This is a genomic window from Bradyrhizobium sp. ORS 285, assembly GCF_900176205.1.
Taxonomy (GTDB): Bacteria; Pseudomonadota; Alphaproteobacteria; order Rhizobiales; family Xanthobacteraceae; genus Bradyrhizobium.
In genome coordinates this window covers 1791840-1810384 of the sequence record NZ_LT859959.1, presented here as the reverse complement: position 1 = coordinate 1810384, position 18545 = coordinate 1791840, and the positions used below count along the sequence as shown (strand labels likewise).

Sequence of the window (18545 nt, the reverse complement as noted above, 5' to 3'; positions counted from 1 at the left end):
CGGCCCGTCGCGACTTCGAGTAACATAAGCTTACTCGGGGACGCCGCCGTGACGCTGATCGTTGCATCCGAGCCGAACAAGCCGAAGAAATCGGCCTCAAGCGTTTTCCGGCTGCTAGGTCCCGGTCTCGTCACCGGCGCGGCCGACGATGACCCCTCAGGCATCGCCACCTACTCCCAGGCCGGCGCGCAGTTCGGCTACGGGCTGCTGTGGACGGTGTTTCTCACGACGCCGTTCATGATCGCCATCCAATTGGTGAGCGCGCGCATCGGTCGCGTCACCGGCAAGGGGCTCGCCGCCAACATCAGTGCGCTCGCGCCACGCTGGATCGTCTTCGGGCTCGTGGCCCTGCTCGTCGGCGCCAACACCTTCAACATCGCAGCCGACATCGCCGCCATGGCCGAGGCGCTGTCACTGGTGATCGGCGGCCTCAACCACGAGCATGCGCTGATCTTCGCAGCCGCATCGACCTTGCTGCAGGTGTTCCTGCCGTACCGGCGCTACGCACCCTTCATCAAGGTGCTCACGCTGAGCCTGTTCGCCTATGTCGCCACCGCATTGATGGTCAAGGTGCCCTGGAGCACTGCCCTGCTCGCCGCGGTCTGGCCGAGCCCATCCACGGATGCCGACTATCTGCTGACCGTCGTCGCCGTGCTCGGCACCACCATCAGCCCGTATCTGTTCTTCTGGCAGGCCTCGCAGGAAGTCGAGGAGATGAACCAGGGCAAGGTCGACCGCCCCTTGCGCGAGCTCTCCAAGAAGGATCATCCCGAGCTCCGGCGCATGCGCATCGACACCACGATCGGCATGATCCTGTCGAATGCCATAGCCTTCTTTATCATCCTCACGACGGCCACGGTCCTGCACGGCCACGGCATCACCAAGATCGACTCGGCGACGCAGGCGGCGGAGGCGCTGCGCCCGCTCGCCGGCGACTTCACCTTCCTGCTGTTCGCGCTCGGTATCATCGGCACCGGCATGCTGGCGATTCCGGTGCTCGCCGGATCGGCGGCCTATGGCGTCGCCGAGATCTTCGGCTGGCACGCGACCCTGGAGGCGAAGCCGGACGAGGCTGCCGGGTTCTACAGCATCATCGCCGCGGCGACGCTGATCGGTTTCGGCCTCGGCTTCACCGGCATCGATTCCATCCACATGCTGGTGTGGAGCGCCGTGCTCAACGGCATCGCTGCCGTGCCGATCATGGCGATGATGATGGTTATCGTTTCCAACGCCGGGGTGATGGGCCGCTTCCGCGCCCGATCCTGGCTGATCGGCCTCGGCTGGGTCGGCACCGCGATCATGGCGGTCGCCGTATTGGCGCTGCTGTGGTCCTTCGTCACAGGCCGGGCCTAGAGCAATTCCACCATCTCCGTCTGCGTCCTCCACAACGCAGTTGCACAACGTCATTGGTGCAACGCGGAACGTAAACTGTGTTAACAGTCCGTTCCCGCCATCCCGCCGCCGTTGATGCCGATCAACGCTGGCGCGCTCCGGAATGGCGAGGCTCGAACAAGCACCTCGGAGATTGCCTTGACCCAACCGCAACGTATGAGCGCACCGACGCTACCGACCTATTCCCCGCGCGGGCTGACGCTGCTGCGCGACCCGCTGCTCAACAAGGGCACCGGCTTCACCGACCAGGAGCGCGACGCGTTCGGCCTGCGCGGCTTCCTGCCTGCGGGCGTCATGTCGATGCAGGCCCAAGCCGAGCGCATCCTCGTCAACCTGCGCAGCCTGTCGAATGACCTCGAGAAGTACGTCGCGCTGAACGCGCTGCACGACCGCAACGAGGCGCTGTTCTTCCGCGTGGTCTGCGACAACATCGACGAGATCCAGCCGCTGATCTACACGCCGACCGTCGGCCTCGCCTGCCAGAAATATGGCCTGATCTTTCAGCGGCCGCGCGGCCTGTTCATCTCGGCCAATGATCGCGGTCGCATCGCGGAGATCCTCGCCAACTGGCCGTACCGCGCCAGGCTGATCGTCGTCACCGACGGCGAGCGCATCCTCGGTCTCGGCGATCTCGGCGCCAACGGCATGGGCATCCCGGTCGGCAAGCTGTCGCTGTACTCGGCCTGCGCCGGCATCCATCCCGAGGAATGCCTGCCGGTCATGCTCGACGTCGGCACCAACAATGAGGAGCTGCTCGCCGATCCCTACTATATCGGCCTGCGGCAGAAGCGCCTCACCGGCGCCGCTTACGATTCGTTCGTCGACGAGTTCATGACCGCGGCCCGCGCCGCCTTCCCCGGCGTGCTGATCCAGTTCGAGGATTTTGCCAACCACGCCGCGTTCAAGCTGCTGCACAAATATCGCGACGACGCCTGCGTGTTCAACGACGACATCCAGGGCACCGCGGCCGTGGCGCTCGCCGGCCTGTTCTCGGCCCTGCGCATCACCGGCGGCAAGCTGCGCGACCAGACCGTGCTGTTCCTGGGCGCCGGCGAAGCCGCAACCGGCATCGCCGATCTCGTGGTGTCAGCGATGATGGCGGAGGGCCTCTCCGAAGCCGAGGCGCTGCGGCGCAACTGGCTCACGGATTCGCGCGGTCTCGTCATCAAGGGTCGCGAGAACCTGCACGGCCACAAGCTGCGTTATGCGCACGACCAGGCGCCGATCGCCGACTTCCTCTCCGCGATCAAGACGCTCAAGCCGACGGCGATCATTGGCGTCGCCGCAGTCGGCGGTGCGTTCACGCCGGAGGTGCTGCAGACGATGGCGGAGCTCAACGAACGGCCGATCATCTTCGCGCTCTCGAACCCGACCTCGAAGGCGGAATGCTCGGCAGAGGCGGCCTATCGCTACACGCAGGGGCGTGCGCTGTTCGCCTGCGGCAGCCCGTATGATCCTGTCAAGCTCGACGGCAAGACCTTCGTGCCGCGCCAGGGCAACAACTCCTACATCTTCCCGGGCGTCGGCCTCGGGGCCATTGCCAGTGGCGCACGACTCGTCACGGACGAGATGTTCATGGCCGCCGCCCACACGCTTGCGAACTGCGTGACCGGCGCGGATCTCGAACAGGGCAGCTTGTATCCGGCCCTGCCACGCATCCGCGAGGTCTCAGCCCATATCGGTGCCGCGGTCGCCGGCGTCGCCTATCAAAACGGGCTGGCCACCGGGCCGGCGCCAAATGATCTGCTCGGCTTCGTCGAGTCGAAGATGTACGACGCGCGCTACTGATCCCGGCAAGCGGATGCCTCCAGCTTGGAGGCATCCGCGCTCTCTCGAAAGGATCTGCACGGCAGATCCCGCATTATGCCTCCGGCACGATCGCGTTGGTCGGCGTCGGCCGATCCGTGATCTGCTGGCCGAACAGGCTGCCGATCAGTTCGACCGCGACGCGCGCCGTCTTGCCGCGGTCGTCGAGGAACGGATTGAGCTCGACGATATCGACCGAGCGGACGAGCCCTGAATCGTGCAGCATCTCCATGATCAGATGCGCCTCGCGATAGGTCGCGCCGCCCGGAACGGTGGTGCCGACACCCGGCGCCACGTCGGGATCGAGGAAGTCGACGTCGAAGCTGACATGCAGCACGCCGTTTCGTGCGCGCACCTTGTCGATCACCCGGCGCATCAAGACCCCAACGCCGAACTCATCGATCGCGCGCATGTCAGCGATGCTGACCTGGCGCAGCCGCAAAAGCTCCTTCTCCGCCTTATCGATCGAGCGGATGCCGAACAGTTCGAGCTGCGCCGATGGAATGCCGACGCGCGGCTCGTCGCCGAGCAGGCGGTCGAGACCTGGCTCGCCGCACAGGAAGGCAGCCGACATGCCGTGCATGTTGGCGGTGATGGTCGTCTGCGGCGTGTTGTAGTCCGCATGCGCATCAAGCCAGAGCACGAACAGCTCACGTCCGGTCTCGCGGCAGTGCCGCGCGATGCCGTTGACCGATCCCATCGACAGCGAATGGTCGCCGCCGATGAAGACGGGAATGGCCCCGGTCTGCGCTAATTCATGGCTGCGCCGCGCCAGCACCCGCGTCCAGCGCTGGATCTGACGATAATGCTTGGCATTGGCCGGCAGCTCGTCGGCGAGATCGCGCACATCCGAAATGCCGAGATCGCCATAGTCGGTCACCTCGAGTCCGAGGCTCTCGAGCACCGTGATGAGGCCCGCCGTTCGGAGCGCGGCCGGGCCCATCAGCGTGCCGCGCACGGAGGCGCCGAGATCGATGGGCGCGCCGAGCACGGCGATGCGGTGCGGCAATGCTGTCTCCGATGAAGCCACGGCTAGATCCTTTCACACGCGCACCCGACCATAACGGGTCCGGCGCTGCAACGACCCGCCCCTCGTTCGACGATCCACCGGATTCGAGACCTGCCGGTCCAACACGGAACCAATCGCGCCAGCCGGCATTTTCTGGAACGTCAGCGCCCGAGGTCGAATCTCACCGAGGGTGACATTTCAATCCGGCCGATGGGCGTCGAGAAGGCAACGAAAGTGAGCAGCGAACCGTTCGAACCACCTCCGCAGCCGGGCGTCGCCGAACGCGCGCTCGACGCGGCGACCGACATGTCTCGCTCCCTGGGCGAGATGATGGGCACCCTGGGTGCGGCCGTTGACAGGCTGAGCCGTGCGGCTGACGAGGCGCGGCGTCCCGGGACAGCCCTGTCCACGTTGAGCGCGATCACGCGCGAGGCACCGCTCGCCAGCCTGTTCGTCGCCTTCCTGTGCGGCGTCGTCGTCGCACGGCGGCGCTGACGGCGATCAGAACAACCGCGGCCCGCGTCGGTCGAGTTGCGACTCCCACGTCAGCAGCGTCGCAGCGACGACCATGATCGCGATGCCTGCGAAGCTGATCGCGAGCTGCATGGCAAATCCACTCGAGACGTCCGTCAGCACGACCTGGCCCAGGAAGGCCAGGAGCACGCCGAGGCAATACATCGACAGCGAGTTCTCACCGCACCTGATCATCGCAGCCATCAGCGGGCGCACCGGTCCCTTCCACTCCAACGGCGCCAGCCGCGAGACCACGAAGGCCAGCGACAGGAAGTGCAGCAGCCGGACGGGAGCCAGATGGCTCTTGTAGATCGGATAGATCAGGCTCGTGATCGCCTGCGGGATCAGGCTTTCGAGACTCTTGAATTCCCAGCTCAGCGCAATGAACAAGCTGAATCCGAGATAGACGAGCGCGATCAGCAACAGCGTCCGCGAGTTCAGGATCGGCCGCAGATATGAGGTGCCGACATAGGCGTACCAAGCGCCGATCACGAACAGGAACTGCCACGCGAACGGATTGAAATAGAGTTCGCCGCTCGGCCATGCCGGCACCTGCCAGCTGAACAGCTGAACCATCAGATACAGCAGGAACGAGAGGACCAGAGTCAGCGTCGCGCTGGTCATCATGAGCCACAACACCAAGGGAAAGCAGATGTGCAGGATGGCAAAAGTCAGCAGGATGTCGGTGTTGACGGGCGCGAACTGCAGCAGTGCGACGTGCACCAGCGTGGGACCGGGCTCGCGAAAGAAGAACCCGGTGTTGGTCTCGTCGACGAAGCGGGTGCCGCCGCCGACCACCCATACCAGTGCCGCATAAGCGAGCAGCAGCACCAGAAATGCCGCATAGATCTCCCAGGCCCGCCGCAACGCGCGCACCACCGTCGTCGCCCACCCCTGCTTCCCCACCGCGCCGCCATAGGCCAGCATGCAGGTGTAGCCGGAGATGAAGACGAACACTTCCGACGTGTCGCTGAAGCCGTAATTGCGCAACGTCAGCCACGCCAGCGAATTGTCCGGCACATGATCGACGAAGATGAACCACAGCGCCAAGCCGCGGCACGCATCGAGCCGGAGGTCGCGACGGCCGTTGCGGTGTGGGACGACGCCACCATCTGGGAGCGCCGAGGCACGATCAACCGCCATCACGTTGAGCCTCGCCTTTGATCGCCGACCATGATGGGAACCGAACGTCCCGCCGCCAGATCTCGTCCCATTTCAGCGTCCAACACCTTTGCTCAGTCAACCGAGGCGCGCCACGCGTTTTTCGCACCGCGCGAACCGCAGAAATGCACGGGAACTGCGAAGGTCGGGAACATTGTCGGCATGGTGGTGTTAACCAGATTACCGTCGCTCTGGTGGCAATTGTTCCAGTCCCGTAGTTGCCCGGATTGATTGTAGGTTGGTTAGACGTTGACTTGCAGTGGAAGTGTTAAAGGGGGGTTCCGTGATCCACCGAGGTGTCCAATATACGGTCGTCGCGACTGCTGAGCCGGACATTTGGGAATGGCGGTACGAGTTCGGCGACCAGGTCAAAACCGGACGCACCCAGACCAGGCTCGCGGCGCTGGCCGCCCGGCGCGTGAAGTCAAAGATCGATGCCGCGCTGCGCGCCAGCCAGACGGGCTCGGTTCCCGCGGCAAGCGTGGCCGAGCGCATGGAGCTGGCGAAGGCGACCTCCCACGGTCTGACCTGACGCTCGCGTCCTCTTAAGCACGCCATCGGCCGAGAGAGCCGTTTCCAGCCTGTTGAGACAGATCAAGGCTTTTGCGCCGTGATCCGTCATGGTCAGGTCATGGAAACTCTCGTTTTTCGCTGCTCCCAGACGGGATCGAACGTGCAGATCGGATTGGCCGCGACGTCGCTCGCGGCCGATGCTGATTCGTACGAGGCGGTCGCATGTCCAGCATGCGGGCGCCTGCACCTCGTCAATACGTGCACCGGGAAATTGCTGAGCGACAGGGAGGGCGCGAGATGTCCTACGTTGCAGACGAACTGACGGCTGTCCCCTCGCCCCATCCGACTTGGCTGCGCCGGCTCGGCAGCCTGTTGAAGTCGATCGTCAGCCGAATCGACCTGTCCCATTTTCCCAGGTCGTGCTGTAACTGACGCCGCGGATCTCGGCAGCGCGGCCCCACACCTTCACCGATGCGCTACGAGATCAGCATCTTCGTTGCGACAAATCACCTCGGGAGCCACCGTCGTCCGCTCAGCGGCGGACGCTTGGCGCGCTCCCCAACACAGACACGCTCGGGAGTTCTTGGATGCGCACCTCGATGATCAGAGTTTTGACGCTTGTGACAGCAACTGCGGCCTCGACATCGGTGTGGGCCGCGGATGCGGATCATGGCGCCGACCTCGCCCGGCGCTGGTGCGCCTCATGCCACCTCATCGAAGGGACGCAGAAGCAGGCCAGCGCCGACGTTCCGTCCTTCGCGGAGATCGCGCAGAAGGCGGACTTCACGCCTGAGAAGGTCGCCTTCTTCCTGCTCGACCCGCATCCGAAGATGCCGAGCTTCCCGCTCAACCGCCTGGAAGCGGCCGATATCGCCGCCTATATCGGCTCGCTGCGCAAGTAAGCCGCCAAGCCCGCCTGTGCGTGACGGCGGCCCCACGGCCGCCGATCCCGTCTCCTACTGCCGTCGCACCGCAACGGCTCAGGTGTCACTCAGGACTTGGGCTCAGTCGCCTTGCTCGCGGCAGACATGATGCTGCTCGTGATCGTCTTCATATGTTCGCCCGCGTTGGTGAACTGGCTGCGCAGGAATTCGGACTGAATCCGCATCGCCTCCTCCAGCTCGGTCGCATGAACGAGCTTTCGCGCATGCTCGAAGGCGGTCTTGATGTTCTGTTCGGTGAGGGTGAGCGCCTGCTTGGACATATCAGCGGCGGGCCCAGGAACCGTCGAGATCGATTTGCCGGCCGCGTCGAAGAACATCTCGAAGGCTCTTTCCGCCTGTGAGATGGTCTTTTCCGCGAGGTCGCGCAGTTCGGCGGGCACTTCCAGTTTGGTTTGGGTCATTATTGCGTCCTCCACGACAGACCCAACTACCACATCCGGCCCGCGCCGTCGCCGTGCAAATGCACGCGACGGACACCGCATGGCGGTTGCTAGGTGGAGGCCGCCATGCGCTCGCGCGCGATCTGCAGCGAATACTCGATGGAGGCGAGGTGCCGATCGAACAGGCCGCGCATCCGTTCGTCGGTCACGAGCTCCGCGAGTTCGCGCGCGTGCTGCAGAGCAAGATCCAGCAGCAGCACCGTCCTCCTGAGATCGTCTCGCGATCCCGTAACGCCGCGGCGCGGCGCCTCGAGCCGGCCAGCTCCTGTGGCAGCAACAACAACGGCCTCCTCGTCAGCCGTCGTGAGGCTGGCACGAAGCGAGACGGCGCGCGGGCGAAACGGAACGATGTTGGTCATTGGACTGTCCCCGCTGCTGCGGCGAACCGATCGGATTCAATTTCCGCTTTTATACACGCGGCATTCTACTGAAGCCTTAGATCGATCGTAGACGGCGTGGCCGCCGCGGCCCCAACGCGCGCAGCCGGATTAACCTGAAAGCAAAGCGAAGCGCCCCGGCGACCACCGATTACCGCGGAGCGCATCCGGCATTACCCCGAGAAGCGGCGGCGATACTCCGAGGGCGACACACCGAGATGCCGGAGGAACGCGCGCCGCATACGCTCGTCATCGCCGAACCCCGCCCGCTTGGCCACCTCGACCACACTATCAACCTGCCGGCTTTCGAGCAGCAGACGCGCCGTCTCCACCCTCAGCGCTTCCACGCCCTGAGCCGGCGTCATGCCGGTCCGGCTGGCATAGGTGCGCGCAAAGGTTCGCGGCGTCATGCCCGCTTTCGCCGCCAGCGCCTCCACGCGAAGATCGCTGGCGATGTTCTCGATGATCCAGGCATGCAGCGCGCTGAAGCGGCCCTCGACGTCGGAGGCCTGCGCCGCCAGCACGGTCGAGAACTGACTCTGTCCGCCCGGCCGCTTCAGGAACACGACGAGCCGCCGCGCCACGTCGAGCGCGATGGTGTGGCCGAAATCCTCCTCGATCATCGCCAGCGCCAGATCGATGCCGGCGCTGACGCCTGCGGATGACCACACGCGTCCGTCCTGCACGAAGATCGCGTCTGGCTCGACTTTCACGTTCGGGAAGCTGTCCTGCAACCGAGGGCAGTAGCGCCAATGCGTCGCGGCCCGCTTGCCTTCGAGGGCCCCGACCCACGCCAGGGCAAACGCACCGAGGCAGACCGAGGCGATGCGCCGGGCGCCGGGGAGCACCTCGCCGATCCACCGCATCGCGGTCTCGTCCTGCCGCAGCTTCCAGATGCCCGGACCGCCCGGGATCAGCAGCGTATCGATCTCCTGCGGGCTCATCGCTGACAGCGGCGCAGTGTCGATCATCAGGCCGACATCGGTCGGCACCAGCCCGCCCTCCCTGGAGACGTAGGTCAACGCATAGCCGGGACCCGGCAGCTCGATCTCACTGAGCTCAGCGAACACCTGGGCCGGCCCGGAGACGTCGAGCAGCGTCACCCCGGGGAAAGCGAAGATCGCCAGCCGTCGCTCGGCACTGTCTCGCCGCACTGCGGCACGTCGGACGGAGTTGGCAGAATTCGAGGGCATATTGTCCTTTAAGCCATCGGAGCGCGGCCTGTATAGCTCAACGTGCAGTGTTGGAGTTCACGCGATGTCGCACAACCTGGACGGCCACTATCCGACCGTCGCTTCGCCCTGGGACGACTACACCGTCTACAGCTTTCCCGACGCGTCCGAGATTGCCGAGTCCGATCGGCGACCGATCATGGATGCGATGAATTCGATCATTGCCATTAACTGGAAAGCAATCGAACCTCACTGGACTGCGGCCGCATCGCCATTCGACAGCAAATACAGCCTCGTTCTGGTCTACGATCACATCGGACTGGTGGCCTTCTCCGTCTACCGCGTGATGACCATCGCACAGCGCCTGGCCATCTACCGCAGTGGGACCGAAGTGCTGCCCGCGCACCAGGGCCGTGGTCTGTATGGGTTCTTCACGTCGCAGATTCTCAAGCACCCCGGTTGTGCTGCGCGCAGCAACGAAATTCTCTACGGATGGCGCACGCGCAACCCGATCGTCTGGGCGGCCAACGCCAAGATCTGTGAGAAGGTCGCGCCCTCGCTGCTCGATGATGCGGCCGATCCCGAGTTGCAGGCAGCGTGCGTCGAGATGTGCGCGACACTCTATCCGGGCAAGCCGCTCGAGGTGCCCGGCATGATCATGCGCGGCGCCTACGGACACATCGAGCACATCCGGCAGGACTATCACGGGACGGCCTCGCTGGTCGAAACGGCGATGTCGCGGGTCATCCCGAACTCGGCCGACGCCCTGTTCTCCGTTGGCTATGCGAGGGTGTGATGGCCGCGGTTGGACAACACGCCGTCATCTCCTCGTCTCCGCTGAGGATTGCCGATCGCGCCTATGTCGCGTGGGGAACCGTCGCGTTCGCCTATGCGATCGCCTTTCTGCAGCGGATGTCGCCGCAGACCATCGGCCTCAGCTTCATGCGCGACTTCGGCACCGATGCCTCCGGCGTCGCGATGCTCGCCTCGAGCTACTTCTGGGGCTACACGCTGATGCAGATTCCGGCCGGCGTGCTCGTCGATCGTTTCGGCGTCAAGCGCGTTGTCCTCTGCAGCATGACGGCCTCCGTGCTCGGCAGTGGCGCCTTTGCGCTGTCGCCCAACCTGCTCGACGTCTTCATCGCGCGCGTGATCATGGCGTGCGGCGATGCGCTGGTGTTCACCGCGTTGTTGAAGCTCGTCGCGCAGAGCTTCTCCGACCAGCGTTTCGGCCTGATGTCCGGCATCTCCCAGGTGTCGGGCTATGTCGGCGGGGTCGTGGCCACGACACCGCTCGCGGCCGCCGTCACCGGCTTCGGCTGGCGCGCCTGCTTCCTCTTCATTGCCGGTATCGGCCTTGCAAACCTCGCCTGCGCCTCGGTCGCGTTGAAGGCTGCTCCAGCGAATGCGAAGTCCTCGACACTCCAAGGAGTGTTGCGGGCGTGCTGGCATGCGCTCGGATCGGCCGCGAATTGGGGCTGCGCGATGAGCTTTGCATCGCACTTCGCAGTGGTCACGACGCTCGCAGGCGTGTGGGGCATTCCGATGGTGTCGCACTATTTCGGCATCTCGCCGTCGGCGGCCGGTGGTCCTCTGCTCGCCTTCATGGTCGGCAATGCGATCGGATCGATCTTTCTCGGCCATGCCGCCGATCGGACGCGCTCGCTGGATGCGGCCCTGATCCGCATCAGCCTGCTGCGCATGCTGCTGGTTGCGATGCTGCTGCCGGTTGTCGCGCATCATTTCGGCCTGATCTATGTCGGCGTCGTCTTCGCCGTGCTGGGCCTGGTCGCCGGCGGCACGGTTCCTCTGGTCTTGAAATGCACCAAGCATCTCTACACGGCAGAACGGATCGGCGTCGGCGCCTCGATCAACACCACGTCCGCGGGCGTGTTTGCTGGACTCGCGCAGCCGGTCATCGCCTTCGCCATGGTGGCCGCGAGCGGGCTTGATGTCAGAGCCGGAGCGAGCGCGGGCAAGGTCGCAAATGACGCGGGCTACGCAACGCTGATCGCAATTCTTCTGCTGATGTCGCTGCCGGGAATTATCGGCCCGCTGATGATGAGGCGCCAATTGATACTGGACACGAAAATATAAAAAGACAGAGAGGGTGAGTATGTCGCGTTTGTATTTGAGAAAGGACGAAGTTCGGTCCGGTCATCAGGCCGGAAGCTGGCAGAGCGTCTTGTTTTCAGAATTCGAAGCTCAGATGAGCAGCGAAGCAAGACCCTTTCCGTGCGTCTTCGGCGTCGCGGGCTATCGGCACGATCAGTTGCGCTACCTGTTTCTCGATCCGATCGACATCGACGTTCTTGGCAAGCAGCTCGCCATGTTCGTCGCGGAGAGCCGCTCGCACGGACCCAACACCTCGCTCGTCCTGTTCACCCGCCCGCGCCCGGTGCAGACGCTCGATGCCTACTACAAGAAGTTCTGGCGCATCCTCGATCAGCTCGCGCGCAACGACAAGCAGCCCTGGCCTGCCGAGATTCCCCAGGCGGTCGATCATCCGATGTGGGAGTTCTCGTTCGCCGGCGAGCCGATCTTCGTCGTCTGCAGCACGCCCGCTCATGTCATGCGTCAGAGCCGGCGCTCGAGCGCGTTCATGCTGACCTTCCAGCCGCGCTGGGTGTTCGAACGGATGCTCGGCACCGAGCAGGCGGCCGCCAACGCATTCGGCGAGGTGCGCAAGCGGCTGGTGCCGTTCGACACCACGTCGCCCTCCCCCCTGCTCGGCCGCTACGGCAATCCCGACGGCCGGGAGTTCAAGCAGTACTTCCTCTACGACGACAACCAGCCGCCGCCCGCCTGCCCGTTTCACCAGCTCGCGCAGGCCAAGCCATCGTCCATCGGAGATAAGGAGCAAGCCGCATGACCCAGATCATCGCTGGAACGAAGACCGAGTTCGCGCTCGACCCCGACATCCTCGCGCTGCTGCCGAAGCAGGGCTGCATTGAGCTGCAGCACGATGCGGCCGGCAAGATTCACGCCTTCCACACCCATCCGGTGGACGAGGTGCTCGTCGTGATCAAGGGGCGACTGACCTTCCGATGGGAAGGCGGCGAGCGCGTCTGCACCGCAGGCGACAAGATCCTGCTGCCCGCGGGGACGCTGCATGAGTCAGAAGCGCTGGACGATGCAATTTATGCAATTGCGATGGGGGAGACCGCCACGATTGCATGCAATCTCGGGCGATGAGGTCAGGACAGGGGGCGGTCGGTTTCCGGATGGGATTCCGAGGTCAGCCGTTCGACCATATCGATGACTTCGATGCGCTGGCCGGGGGCCAGCTTCAAAAACGCCTTCAATAGCCGAAGGCTTTCGACGGCTTCGCTCGATGGGGCTCCGAGCTTGGTGTGCAGCTCCGTGATGAATGTGGGATTCTTCATCTCGCACCTTTGGCAGGAAACGGTAATGCCAGTCCTTAGCAAACGTGAAGGCCTTGCACGCAAGGTAGATACTGCAGCAATTGAGGCGGAAAGTCTTGGTCTGACGACCGCGACCCTCATCCTCCGTATGGCCCGCCTGGAAATCGACCGGGCGGAACCCGAAGAGGTTGAAAGTATGCCAGCGAACAACTCTAGCAGCAAGCCAAACTGACCAATCGGTCGATTTTGTCGGCACAATTTGAGCTTTCTGGCAGGTTCTGGCGTACCATACCAGAGAAAACGGTCATTTACCGAACGATGGAGGGGGATTACGGTGGAGGTAAGCTTGTCCTCCACATTAGAGGTCTTCTATAGTTTGAGCGGGAGGACTACGGATTGCGGTTGCCGTTTCGGCTTCCGGGCTCCACTCCCGCATCACAGCGGTTGCAGGAAGACCATGCGCACTTACTATTTCGATATGAAGGATGGCATTCCGACCAGGGACCGGACCGGTCTCGAATTCGCGACCAGTGCCGGGGCGATCGAGCACAGCCGGGATCTGGCCCGGCGGCTTCGTCATGACCCCCGCATCACCGACCGGAGACTCTCGATCGTGGTCGTCGATGAGACCGGCGCGGAGATTCATCGCGAGCCGGTCTACCCTGCGGCGGTGAAGGCCAGCCTCGCCTGATTTTTTTCTACGGCCTGCAGGCCGAGAGGTTGCCGACGCAAATTACAACCATTAGTAGATTTTAAGGCGCACCGCTCAACCAGAAAGATTTGACTCGCGGAAAGCTCGATGGCGGAGAACCGCTGATTTTGCTGGCCTGCGCTCACCAGACACATGGCAATAGCCGCCAGCGGACGCGCGCCTGATACTCCGTGTAGCCGGACAGATGCGCCGCGAGCACGTTCTCTTCGTGAAGCAGACGCCAGATCAGGACGGGCAAGATGGCGGCGATGAGCGAGAGCGCCCACCAAGACCCGAGCGCGATCGGAATGCCCGCCAGCAGCACCAGAGCCGCCGCATACATCGGATGCCGCACGATGGCGTATGGTCCGGTCGATATGACGACCTGATCGCGAGCTACCTCCACGGTGGCGGCCGCAAAGCTGTTCTCGCGAAACACGCGCCAGATTCCCAGGAAGCCGAGCACGACCAGAACGTCACCACAAAGGACTGCAGGCACCGCCATTTGAGACCAGCCGAAACGATGGTCCAAGGCCGGCAGCAGCAGCAAACCGAGGAACGCTAGCGACACGATCGTCATGATCAGGCGTTGAACCGGCTCCTTTTCGGCGAACGGTCCTCCCCGCATGCGACGCTCCAGCAAGGCACGATCCCGGCGCAGGAGATCGATCAGCACGCCAACCGATGCGACGAAATAGGTGATCAGGAAGACCCAGGCTTGCCAGTAATGAAGGCTGCCCGCCGCACCAAAGATCAGGCCGCCCATCACGAGCATGAAGATGATGAGGCTTGCGACCGTCTTGGCAATGAGGCCATCCATGCCGCGACAATAATCGCAAACCCGGCCAGTTCCAGACTGCTATTGCTGCTTCTCCCAGAACGACAGCAGCCCCTGCGAGGCCGAACCGCCGATCACACAGGGGATGCCGACCGCGACCTGCCCCAGCGCCGCGGCCGAGACGCAGCCGAGCGCCAGCGCGCCGACGCCGAGCTGTCCCCAGAAATCCATGTTGCGCCGCGCGTCCGAGCCTTTGATCTTGAGCTCATCGACTGCGGCGACGGCATCCTTGCGCACGGCGCCCAGCTGCACGGTGTCGGCGGCCTCGACCACCTCCCTCAGCGGCTCCTTGACGGGCCCCGACTGCCGCGCCAGCTCCTCACGAAGATAGTCGCGCAGGCTGGCGTCGCGCACGGCGTAGCTGGCGAGCGTGTAACGCGCCATGCTGCCGATGGTCAGCTTGTCGACAGTGTCGCGGCTCTTGGACCAGGGCAGCATCTGCACGATGCGCTGGATCGGCACGCGCGAGCCGGTCGCGAAGTAATAGCCCCAGAGGATGTCGAGCAGATCCTGATGGGTCGCGTAGCTGAGCCGCGTATCCAGCTTGCGCTCCTCCTTCTTGAACGGGTTCTGCGTCATGGCACCGCGCAGCTTGTCCATCATGCCCGGCTTGGCCTCCTCCAGCGGAATGTCCATCAGCGTCGGCTGCGTGCCGTTGAGATAGCCGTCGATCATCACGCGGCGGCCCGGCATCTTCGGCGCCACCTTGCGCAGCAGGTTGCGCCAGTCCGGCAGACCCGAATAGGCGATGGCGCGCACGATGACCCACTCCTCCTCGGGCGGCACCGGAAAGAAGCTGTTGACGAGCTGCTCCGCCTTGGCCGGATTGGAGCCGATCGCCCCTGCAATGAAGCCGAGATAGATGCCGGAATTCTCCGGCTCCTTGAACGTCTGCGAGTGGAACAACACCCGCACCGCTGCCGGCACATGGGCGTAGTCCGGCTTGGTCCGGTAGTTATAGATCCAGTTCTGGACGACACCGAGCGACGCGCGCGGATCGATCTCCGGCACGGTGGCGGCAGCGAGCGCAGACTGAACGAAGGTACAAACAATGAGGGCCAGAGCGATCGCGCGCATGGTCTGCTCCTGACAAACGCTCGCCGCCGGCAGCTGCCGTCGCGAGCGAATGAGCACAATCCTGGTCAGCGTTTGAATCGACTCTGCGTCGATTCTGCGACCTACATTGGTTCCGTCCCGCAACCTTCGCAGGCGTGATCGCAGGCCCACAAGTCTCCACACCCCTGACATGATTTGGCCGCCCACCGGCTCTTGCATCACGGGAATGACGAGCAGGCAGGAGCGAACATCATGACCGCCCGGTACCGGCGTCACCTTCGCTTGAGCCGACCGCTGCAGGTCGCAATGCTCATGGCATCGCTGACGTCGCCGATGCTCGCGGCGCAGGCGGAAACGCTAACCGTGGAGGGCAATCGACGCGTCGATGTCGCAACCGTGCAATCCTATTTTCATGCCGATGCCAACGGCCGCTACGACAACGCCGCGCTCGACGCCGGCCTGAAGGCCCTGGTCGCAACCGGGCTTTTCGAGGACGTCAAAATCAGCCGCGCCGACGGCCGGATCGTCATCCGCCTGGCGGAAGCAAAGGTGCTCGATCGTGTTGCCTTCGAAGGTAACAAGAAGGTGAAGGACGCCGATCTCACCAGCGCCGTGCTGTCGAAGCCGGGCGCGGGTCTGCAGCGCGCGACCGTCCAGGGCGATGTCGCCCGTATCCTCCAGGCCTACCATCGGGTCGGACGCGACGATGTCCGTGTCGTCCCCGAGATCATCGACCGCGGCAATGATCGCGTCGATCTGATCTTCACGATCACCGAAGGCAAGAAGACGCCAGTGAGGGCGATCAGCTTCGTCGGCAACAACGCCTATGGCGCGCGGCAATTGCGTGCCGTCATGAAGACGTCGGTGTCGACCGTGCTGAGCTTCGTGACCGGTGGGGACGCCTATGACGCCGACCGGGTCAATGAGGATCGCGAGCTGCTGCGGCAATACTACCGCAATCACGGTTATGCCGACGCCGAGGTGACGAATGTCAGCGTCGACTTCGATCGCGCATCCAACGGCTTCAATCTGAGCTTCACCATCGACGAGGGCGCGCTCTACAAGTTCGGCACGATCGATATCTCCTGCAACGTGCAGGGGCTCGCCTGCGAGCATCTGCGCCCGCTGCTGCTGACGCAGCAGGGCGCGGTCTTCGACCAGGGCAAGCTCGACAAGACCGCTGAGGCGCTGACCGCCGAACTGGGCAAGCTCGGCTTACCGTTCACGCAGGTCGAGCCGCGGATCAATCGCAACCCGCGAGGCGGCATCGCCGATGTCAGCTTCCAGATCGAGCCAGGGCAACGCATCTATGTCGAGCGCATCGAGATCCACGGCAACAAGACCACGCGCGACGACGTCATACGCCGCGAGCTCGATTTCGGTGAAGGCGACGCCTATAACAGGACCCTGGTCGATCGGGCCGAGCGACGCCTGCGCAACCTCAACTACTTCAAGACGGTCAAGATCACGACGAGCCCCGGCTCGGCACGGGATCGCGTGGTGCTCGACGTCGAGACCGTCGACCAGCCAACCGGCGATTTCAATGTGTCCGGCGGCTACTCATCGACGGACGGCCTGCTCGCCGAGGTCAAGATCGGCGATCGCAACGTGCTCGGGACCGGCAACACGGCGCAGGCGACGTTCACCTATGGCCAGTTTGCGCGCGGCGCCAATCTGTCCTTCACCTCGCCTTACGCGCTCGGCCGGACGACACCCGGGGTCGAGCTGTTCGCGCGGCAGAACATGGTCAGCAACTTCCAATCGTTCGGCAGCAGCAGCTATGGCGGCGCCCTCACGCTGGGAATGCCCGTGAGTGAGCAGACCGCGATGTTGTGGCGCTACTCGCTCTACGATCAGAAGGTCGTGCTCGCGCCCGGGCTGTCGCCGGCGCAAGTATCTGTACCAGTGCGGCAGGCGGTCACCGCAGGACGGCAGACCGTGTCCCAGATCGGTAACACCGTCACCTACAGCACGCTCGACAACAACAAGCTGCCGACAAGCGGCATCCGCTCGCAACTGAGCCAGGACCTCGCCGGTCTCGGCGGCGACGTCCGCTTTCTCCGGACCACGGCCGACGTTCGCTACTACCGTTCCATCAACAGCGATCTCACTGCCATGGTCCGTGGCCAGGGCGGCTACATCACCGGATGGGGCGGCCAGCAGGCACCGCTGCTCAACAGCTTCTTCGGCGGCCCGACGATGGTGCGAGGCTTCGCGCCAGGCGGCTTCGGACCGCGTGACCTCACGCCGGGATCGACGATGGACAATGTCGGCGGCAGCTTCTATTGGGCGACCACCGCAGAGCTGCAGAGCAACATTCCAGGCCTGCCGCAGGAATACGGCTTGCGCGCATCGGCCTTTGTCGATGCGGGCACCGTGTTCGGCTATCGCGGGCCGACGCAGAATGTCCAGGTGGCGAACAAGAACGTCCTGCGGTCGTCGGTCGGCGTCGGCATGACCTGGGCCTCGCCGTTCGGCCCGCTGACCGTCGATTATGCCGTGCCGATCAGCAAGGCCGCCTACGATGTCGTGCAGCCGCTGCGCTTCAGCGCCGGCGGCTTCTAAGCTCCGCTTCCAAGCTCCGGACGACCGCTGCTCACGGCTGCTCAGCCGTGAGCCAATCGGATCGGCCGCTCAATAGGGTTGATAGTAGTAGTGAACGCGCGGCCCGTAATAGGGGTGGCCGTAGTACGGATGACCATAGTACGGATGCGGGGCATAATAGACCCGAGGCGGCCCGTAGTAGCCAGGGCCAGCGTAATAGCCCGGCCCACCGTAATAATAGTCATCATCATGCTGATGTGCGGCAATCGCGCCGATCGTCCCGATCATGGCGCCCATGATGGCGAGACCGGCAGCCGGATTGCCGCGATAGACGCGGCGATAGCGCCGGCGAGCGCTGAGATCGGTTGCGTCGGAGGCTGACGCCTTCACGACCCCCTGCTTGCTGACCGGGAGGGCTGCACGCGCGAAAGACGGAGCAGGCGCGCATGTTGCACCGACGAATAACGCAGCTGCGGCAAGCGCGATCTTGGCGCTGGCTGAACCGTAGAGACTTTGACCGCTGATCATGGCATCCCCCGTCGCTTCGTTCGTCCCTGATACAACAAGCCCCGCCAAGCCGCTTGACCTGCGTCAACGACATGGTCCGACCGGCTTCGTGTATCGGCTCCGAACAGGCCTCGCCCCGCCCTGCTTTAGACGTCCACCTCGGCAACGGGTTCAACGGCGATCGTCAGCATTTTTTGCCGAACCGGCTGACCGGGAG

Annotated in this window: 21 protein-coding genes; 12 read left to right on the top strand and 9 right to left on the bottom strand. The window is 64.0% G+C overall.

What is annotated here, in order from left to right:
• The first annotated feature begins 48 nt into the window (after positions 1–48).
• Positions 49–1353 (top strand): NRAMP family divalent metal transporter, encoded by a 1305-nt coding sequence (locus tag BRAD285_RS08305; protein WP_006609768.1) that lies wholly within the window; start codon positions 49–51, stop codon positions 1351–1353.
• Between the two features lie 195 nt (positions 1354–1548).
• Positions 1549–3180 carry an NAD-dependent malic enzyme gene (locus BRAD285_RS08300; RefSeq protein ID WP_006609767.1) on the top strand — a complete coding sequence of 544 codons (1632 nt, stop codon included), beginning with the start codon at positions 1549–1551 and terminating at the stop codon, positions 3178–3180.
• Between the two features lie 73 nt (positions 3181–3253).
• Here BRAD285_RS08300 and rocF read toward each other — a convergent pair whose 3' ends face one another.
• Positions 3254–4228, bottom strand: coding sequence for an arginase (gene rocF / locus BRAD285_RS08295; protein ID WP_006609766.1), 975 nt, complete (start codon positions 4226–4228; stop codon positions 3254–3256).
• Positions 4229–4441: 213 nt separating this feature from the next.
• Here rocF and BRAD285_RS08290 point away from each other — a divergent pair, with 213 nt between their 5' ends.
• Positions 4442–4702 (top strand): hypothetical protein, encoded by a 261-nt coding sequence (locus tag BRAD285_RS08290; protein ID WP_006609765.1) that lies wholly within the window; start codon positions 4442–4444, stop codon positions 4700–4702.
• A 6-nt stretch (positions 4703–4708) separates the two neighbouring features.
• Here the strand turns inward: BRAD285_RS08290 and BRAD285_RS08285 are convergent, their stop codons facing one another.
• The gene (locus BRAD285_RS08285) at positions 4709–5863 is read right to left on the bottom strand and encodes an OpgC domain-containing protein (protein WP_035644677.1); all 1155 of its coding nucleotides are present in this window, start codon (positions 5861–5863) and stop codon (positions 4709–4711) included.
• Between the two features lie 301 nt (positions 5864–6164).
• Here BRAD285_RS08285 and BRAD285_RS08280 point away from each other — a divergent pair, with 301 nt between their 5' ends.
• The 3 genes from BRAD285_RS08280 to BRAD285_RS08270 all read left to right on the top strand — a co-directional run bounded on the left by BRAD285_RS08280 (position 6165) and on the right by BRAD285_RS08270 (position 7296).
• The gene (locus BRAD285_RS08280; RefSeq protein ID WP_006609763.1) at positions 6165–6413 is read left to right on the top strand and encodes a hypothetical protein; all 249 of its coding nucleotides are present in this window, start codon (positions 6165–6167) and stop codon (positions 6411–6413) included.
• A 278-nt stretch (positions 6414–6691) separates the two neighbouring features.
• Complete coding sequence (locus tag BRAD285_RS36495; protein WP_256387675.1) at positions 6692–6826, top strand: hypothetical protein; 135 nt, start codon at positions 6692–6694, stop codon at positions 6824–6826.
• Positions 6827–6981: 155 nt separating this feature from the next.
• A complete protein-coding gene (locus tag BRAD285_RS08270) occupies positions 6982–7296 on the top strand; it encodes a cytochrome c (protein ID WP_006609762.1) in 315 nt (104 codons plus the stop codon).
• An 89-nt stretch (positions 7297–7385) separates the two neighbouring features.
• Here the strand turns inward: BRAD285_RS08270 and BRAD285_RS08265 are convergent, their stop codons facing one another.
• From BRAD285_RS08265 to BRAD285_RS08255, 3 genes are all read right to left on the bottom strand, one after another.
• A complete protein-coding gene (locus tag BRAD285_RS08265; protein ID WP_006609761.1) occupies positions 7386–7739 on the bottom strand; it encodes a phasin in 354 nt (117 codons plus the stop codon).
• Positions 7740–7828: 89 nt separating this feature from the next.
• A complete protein-coding gene (locus tag BRAD285_RS08260; protein ID WP_006609760.1) occupies positions 7829–8137 on the bottom strand; it encodes a hypothetical protein in 309 nt (102 codons plus the stop codon).
• Between the two features lie 191 nt (positions 8138–8328).
• Positions 8329–9348 carry a GlxA family transcriptional regulator gene (locus tag BRAD285_RS08255; protein WP_006609759.1) on the bottom strand — a complete coding sequence of 340 codons (1020 nt, stop codon included), beginning with the start codon at positions 9346–9348 and terminating at the stop codon, positions 8329–8331.
• Positions 9349–9412: 64 nt separating this feature from the next.
• Between BRAD285_RS08255 and BRAD285_RS08250 the strand changes: the two genes are divergently transcribed.
• From BRAD285_RS08250 to BRAD285_RS08235, 4 genes are read left to right on the top strand one after another with little or no spacing between them, the layout of a single operon-like run.
• On the top strand, positions 9413–10123 hold the full coding sequence (locus BRAD285_RS08250) for a hypothetical protein (RefSeq protein ID WP_006609758.1): 711 nt from the start codon (positions 9413–9415) through the stop codon (positions 10121–10123).
• Positions 10123–11424, top strand: a complete 1302-nt coding sequence (locus BRAD285_RS08245) for an MFS transporter (RefSeq protein ID WP_006609757.1) — start codon at positions 10123–10125, stop codon at positions 11422–11424. The genes BRAD285_RS08250 and BRAD285_RS08245 overlap by 1 nt, the downstream gene beginning before the upstream one ends.
• 19 nt (positions 11425–11443) lie before the next feature.
• Entirely contained in the window at positions 11444–12199 is a 756-nt protein-coding gene (locus tag BRAD285_RS08240; protein ID WP_006609756.1) for a YqcI/YcgG family protein, read from the top strand.
• Positions 12196–12522, top strand: coding sequence for a cupin domain-containing protein (locus BRAD285_RS08235; protein ID WP_006609755.1), 327 nt, complete (start codon positions 12196–12198; stop codon positions 12520–12522). The genes BRAD285_RS08240 and BRAD285_RS08235 overlap by 4 nt, the downstream gene beginning before the upstream one ends.
• A gap of 2 nt (positions 12523–12524) precedes the next feature.
• On the opposite strand, the gene BRAD285_RS08230 is transcribed toward BRAD285_RS08235, so the two are convergent.
• On the bottom strand, positions 12525–12713 hold the full coding sequence (locus BRAD285_RS08230; RefSeq protein WP_006609754.1) for a hypothetical protein: 189 nt from the start codon (positions 12711–12713) through the stop codon (positions 12525–12527).
• Positions 12714–13149: 436 nt separating this feature from the next.
• Between BRAD285_RS08230 and BRAD285_RS08220 the strand changes: the two genes are divergently transcribed.
• Positions 13150–13383, top strand: a complete 234-nt coding sequence (locus BRAD285_RS08220) for a hypothetical protein (RefSeq protein ID WP_006609753.1) — start codon at positions 13150–13152, stop codon at positions 13381–13383.
• 142 nt (positions 13384–13525) lie between these two features.
• Here BRAD285_RS08220 and BRAD285_RS08215 read toward each other — a convergent pair whose 3' ends face one another.
• On the bottom strand, positions 13526–14203 hold the full coding sequence (locus BRAD285_RS08215; protein WP_006609752.1) for an isoprenylcysteine carboxylmethyltransferase family protein: 678 nt from the start codon (positions 14201–14203) through the stop codon (positions 13526–13528).
• 39 nt (positions 14204–14242) lie between these two features.
• A complete protein-coding gene (locus BRAD285_RS08210; RefSeq protein ID WP_006609751.1) occupies positions 14243–15298 on the bottom strand; it encodes a hypothetical protein in 1056 nt (351 codons plus the stop codon).
• A 231-nt stretch (positions 15299–15529) separates the two neighbouring features.
• On the opposite strand from BRAD285_RS08210, the gene bamA reads away from it, so the two are divergent.
• Positions 15530–17842 carry an outer membrane protein assembly factor BamA gene (gene bamA / locus BRAD285_RS08205; RefSeq protein WP_006609750.1) on the top strand — a complete coding sequence of 771 codons (2313 nt, stop codon included), beginning with the start codon at positions 15530–15532 and terminating at the stop codon, positions 17840–17842.
• A 69-nt stretch (positions 17843–17911) separates the two neighbouring features.
• Here the strand turns inward: bamA and BRAD285_RS08200 are convergent, their stop codons facing one another.
• Entirely contained in the window at positions 17912–18349 is a 438-nt protein-coding gene (locus BRAD285_RS08200) for a hypothetical protein (RefSeq protein ID WP_006609749.1), read from the bottom strand.
• Positions 18350–18545 lie beyond the last annotated feature (196 nt).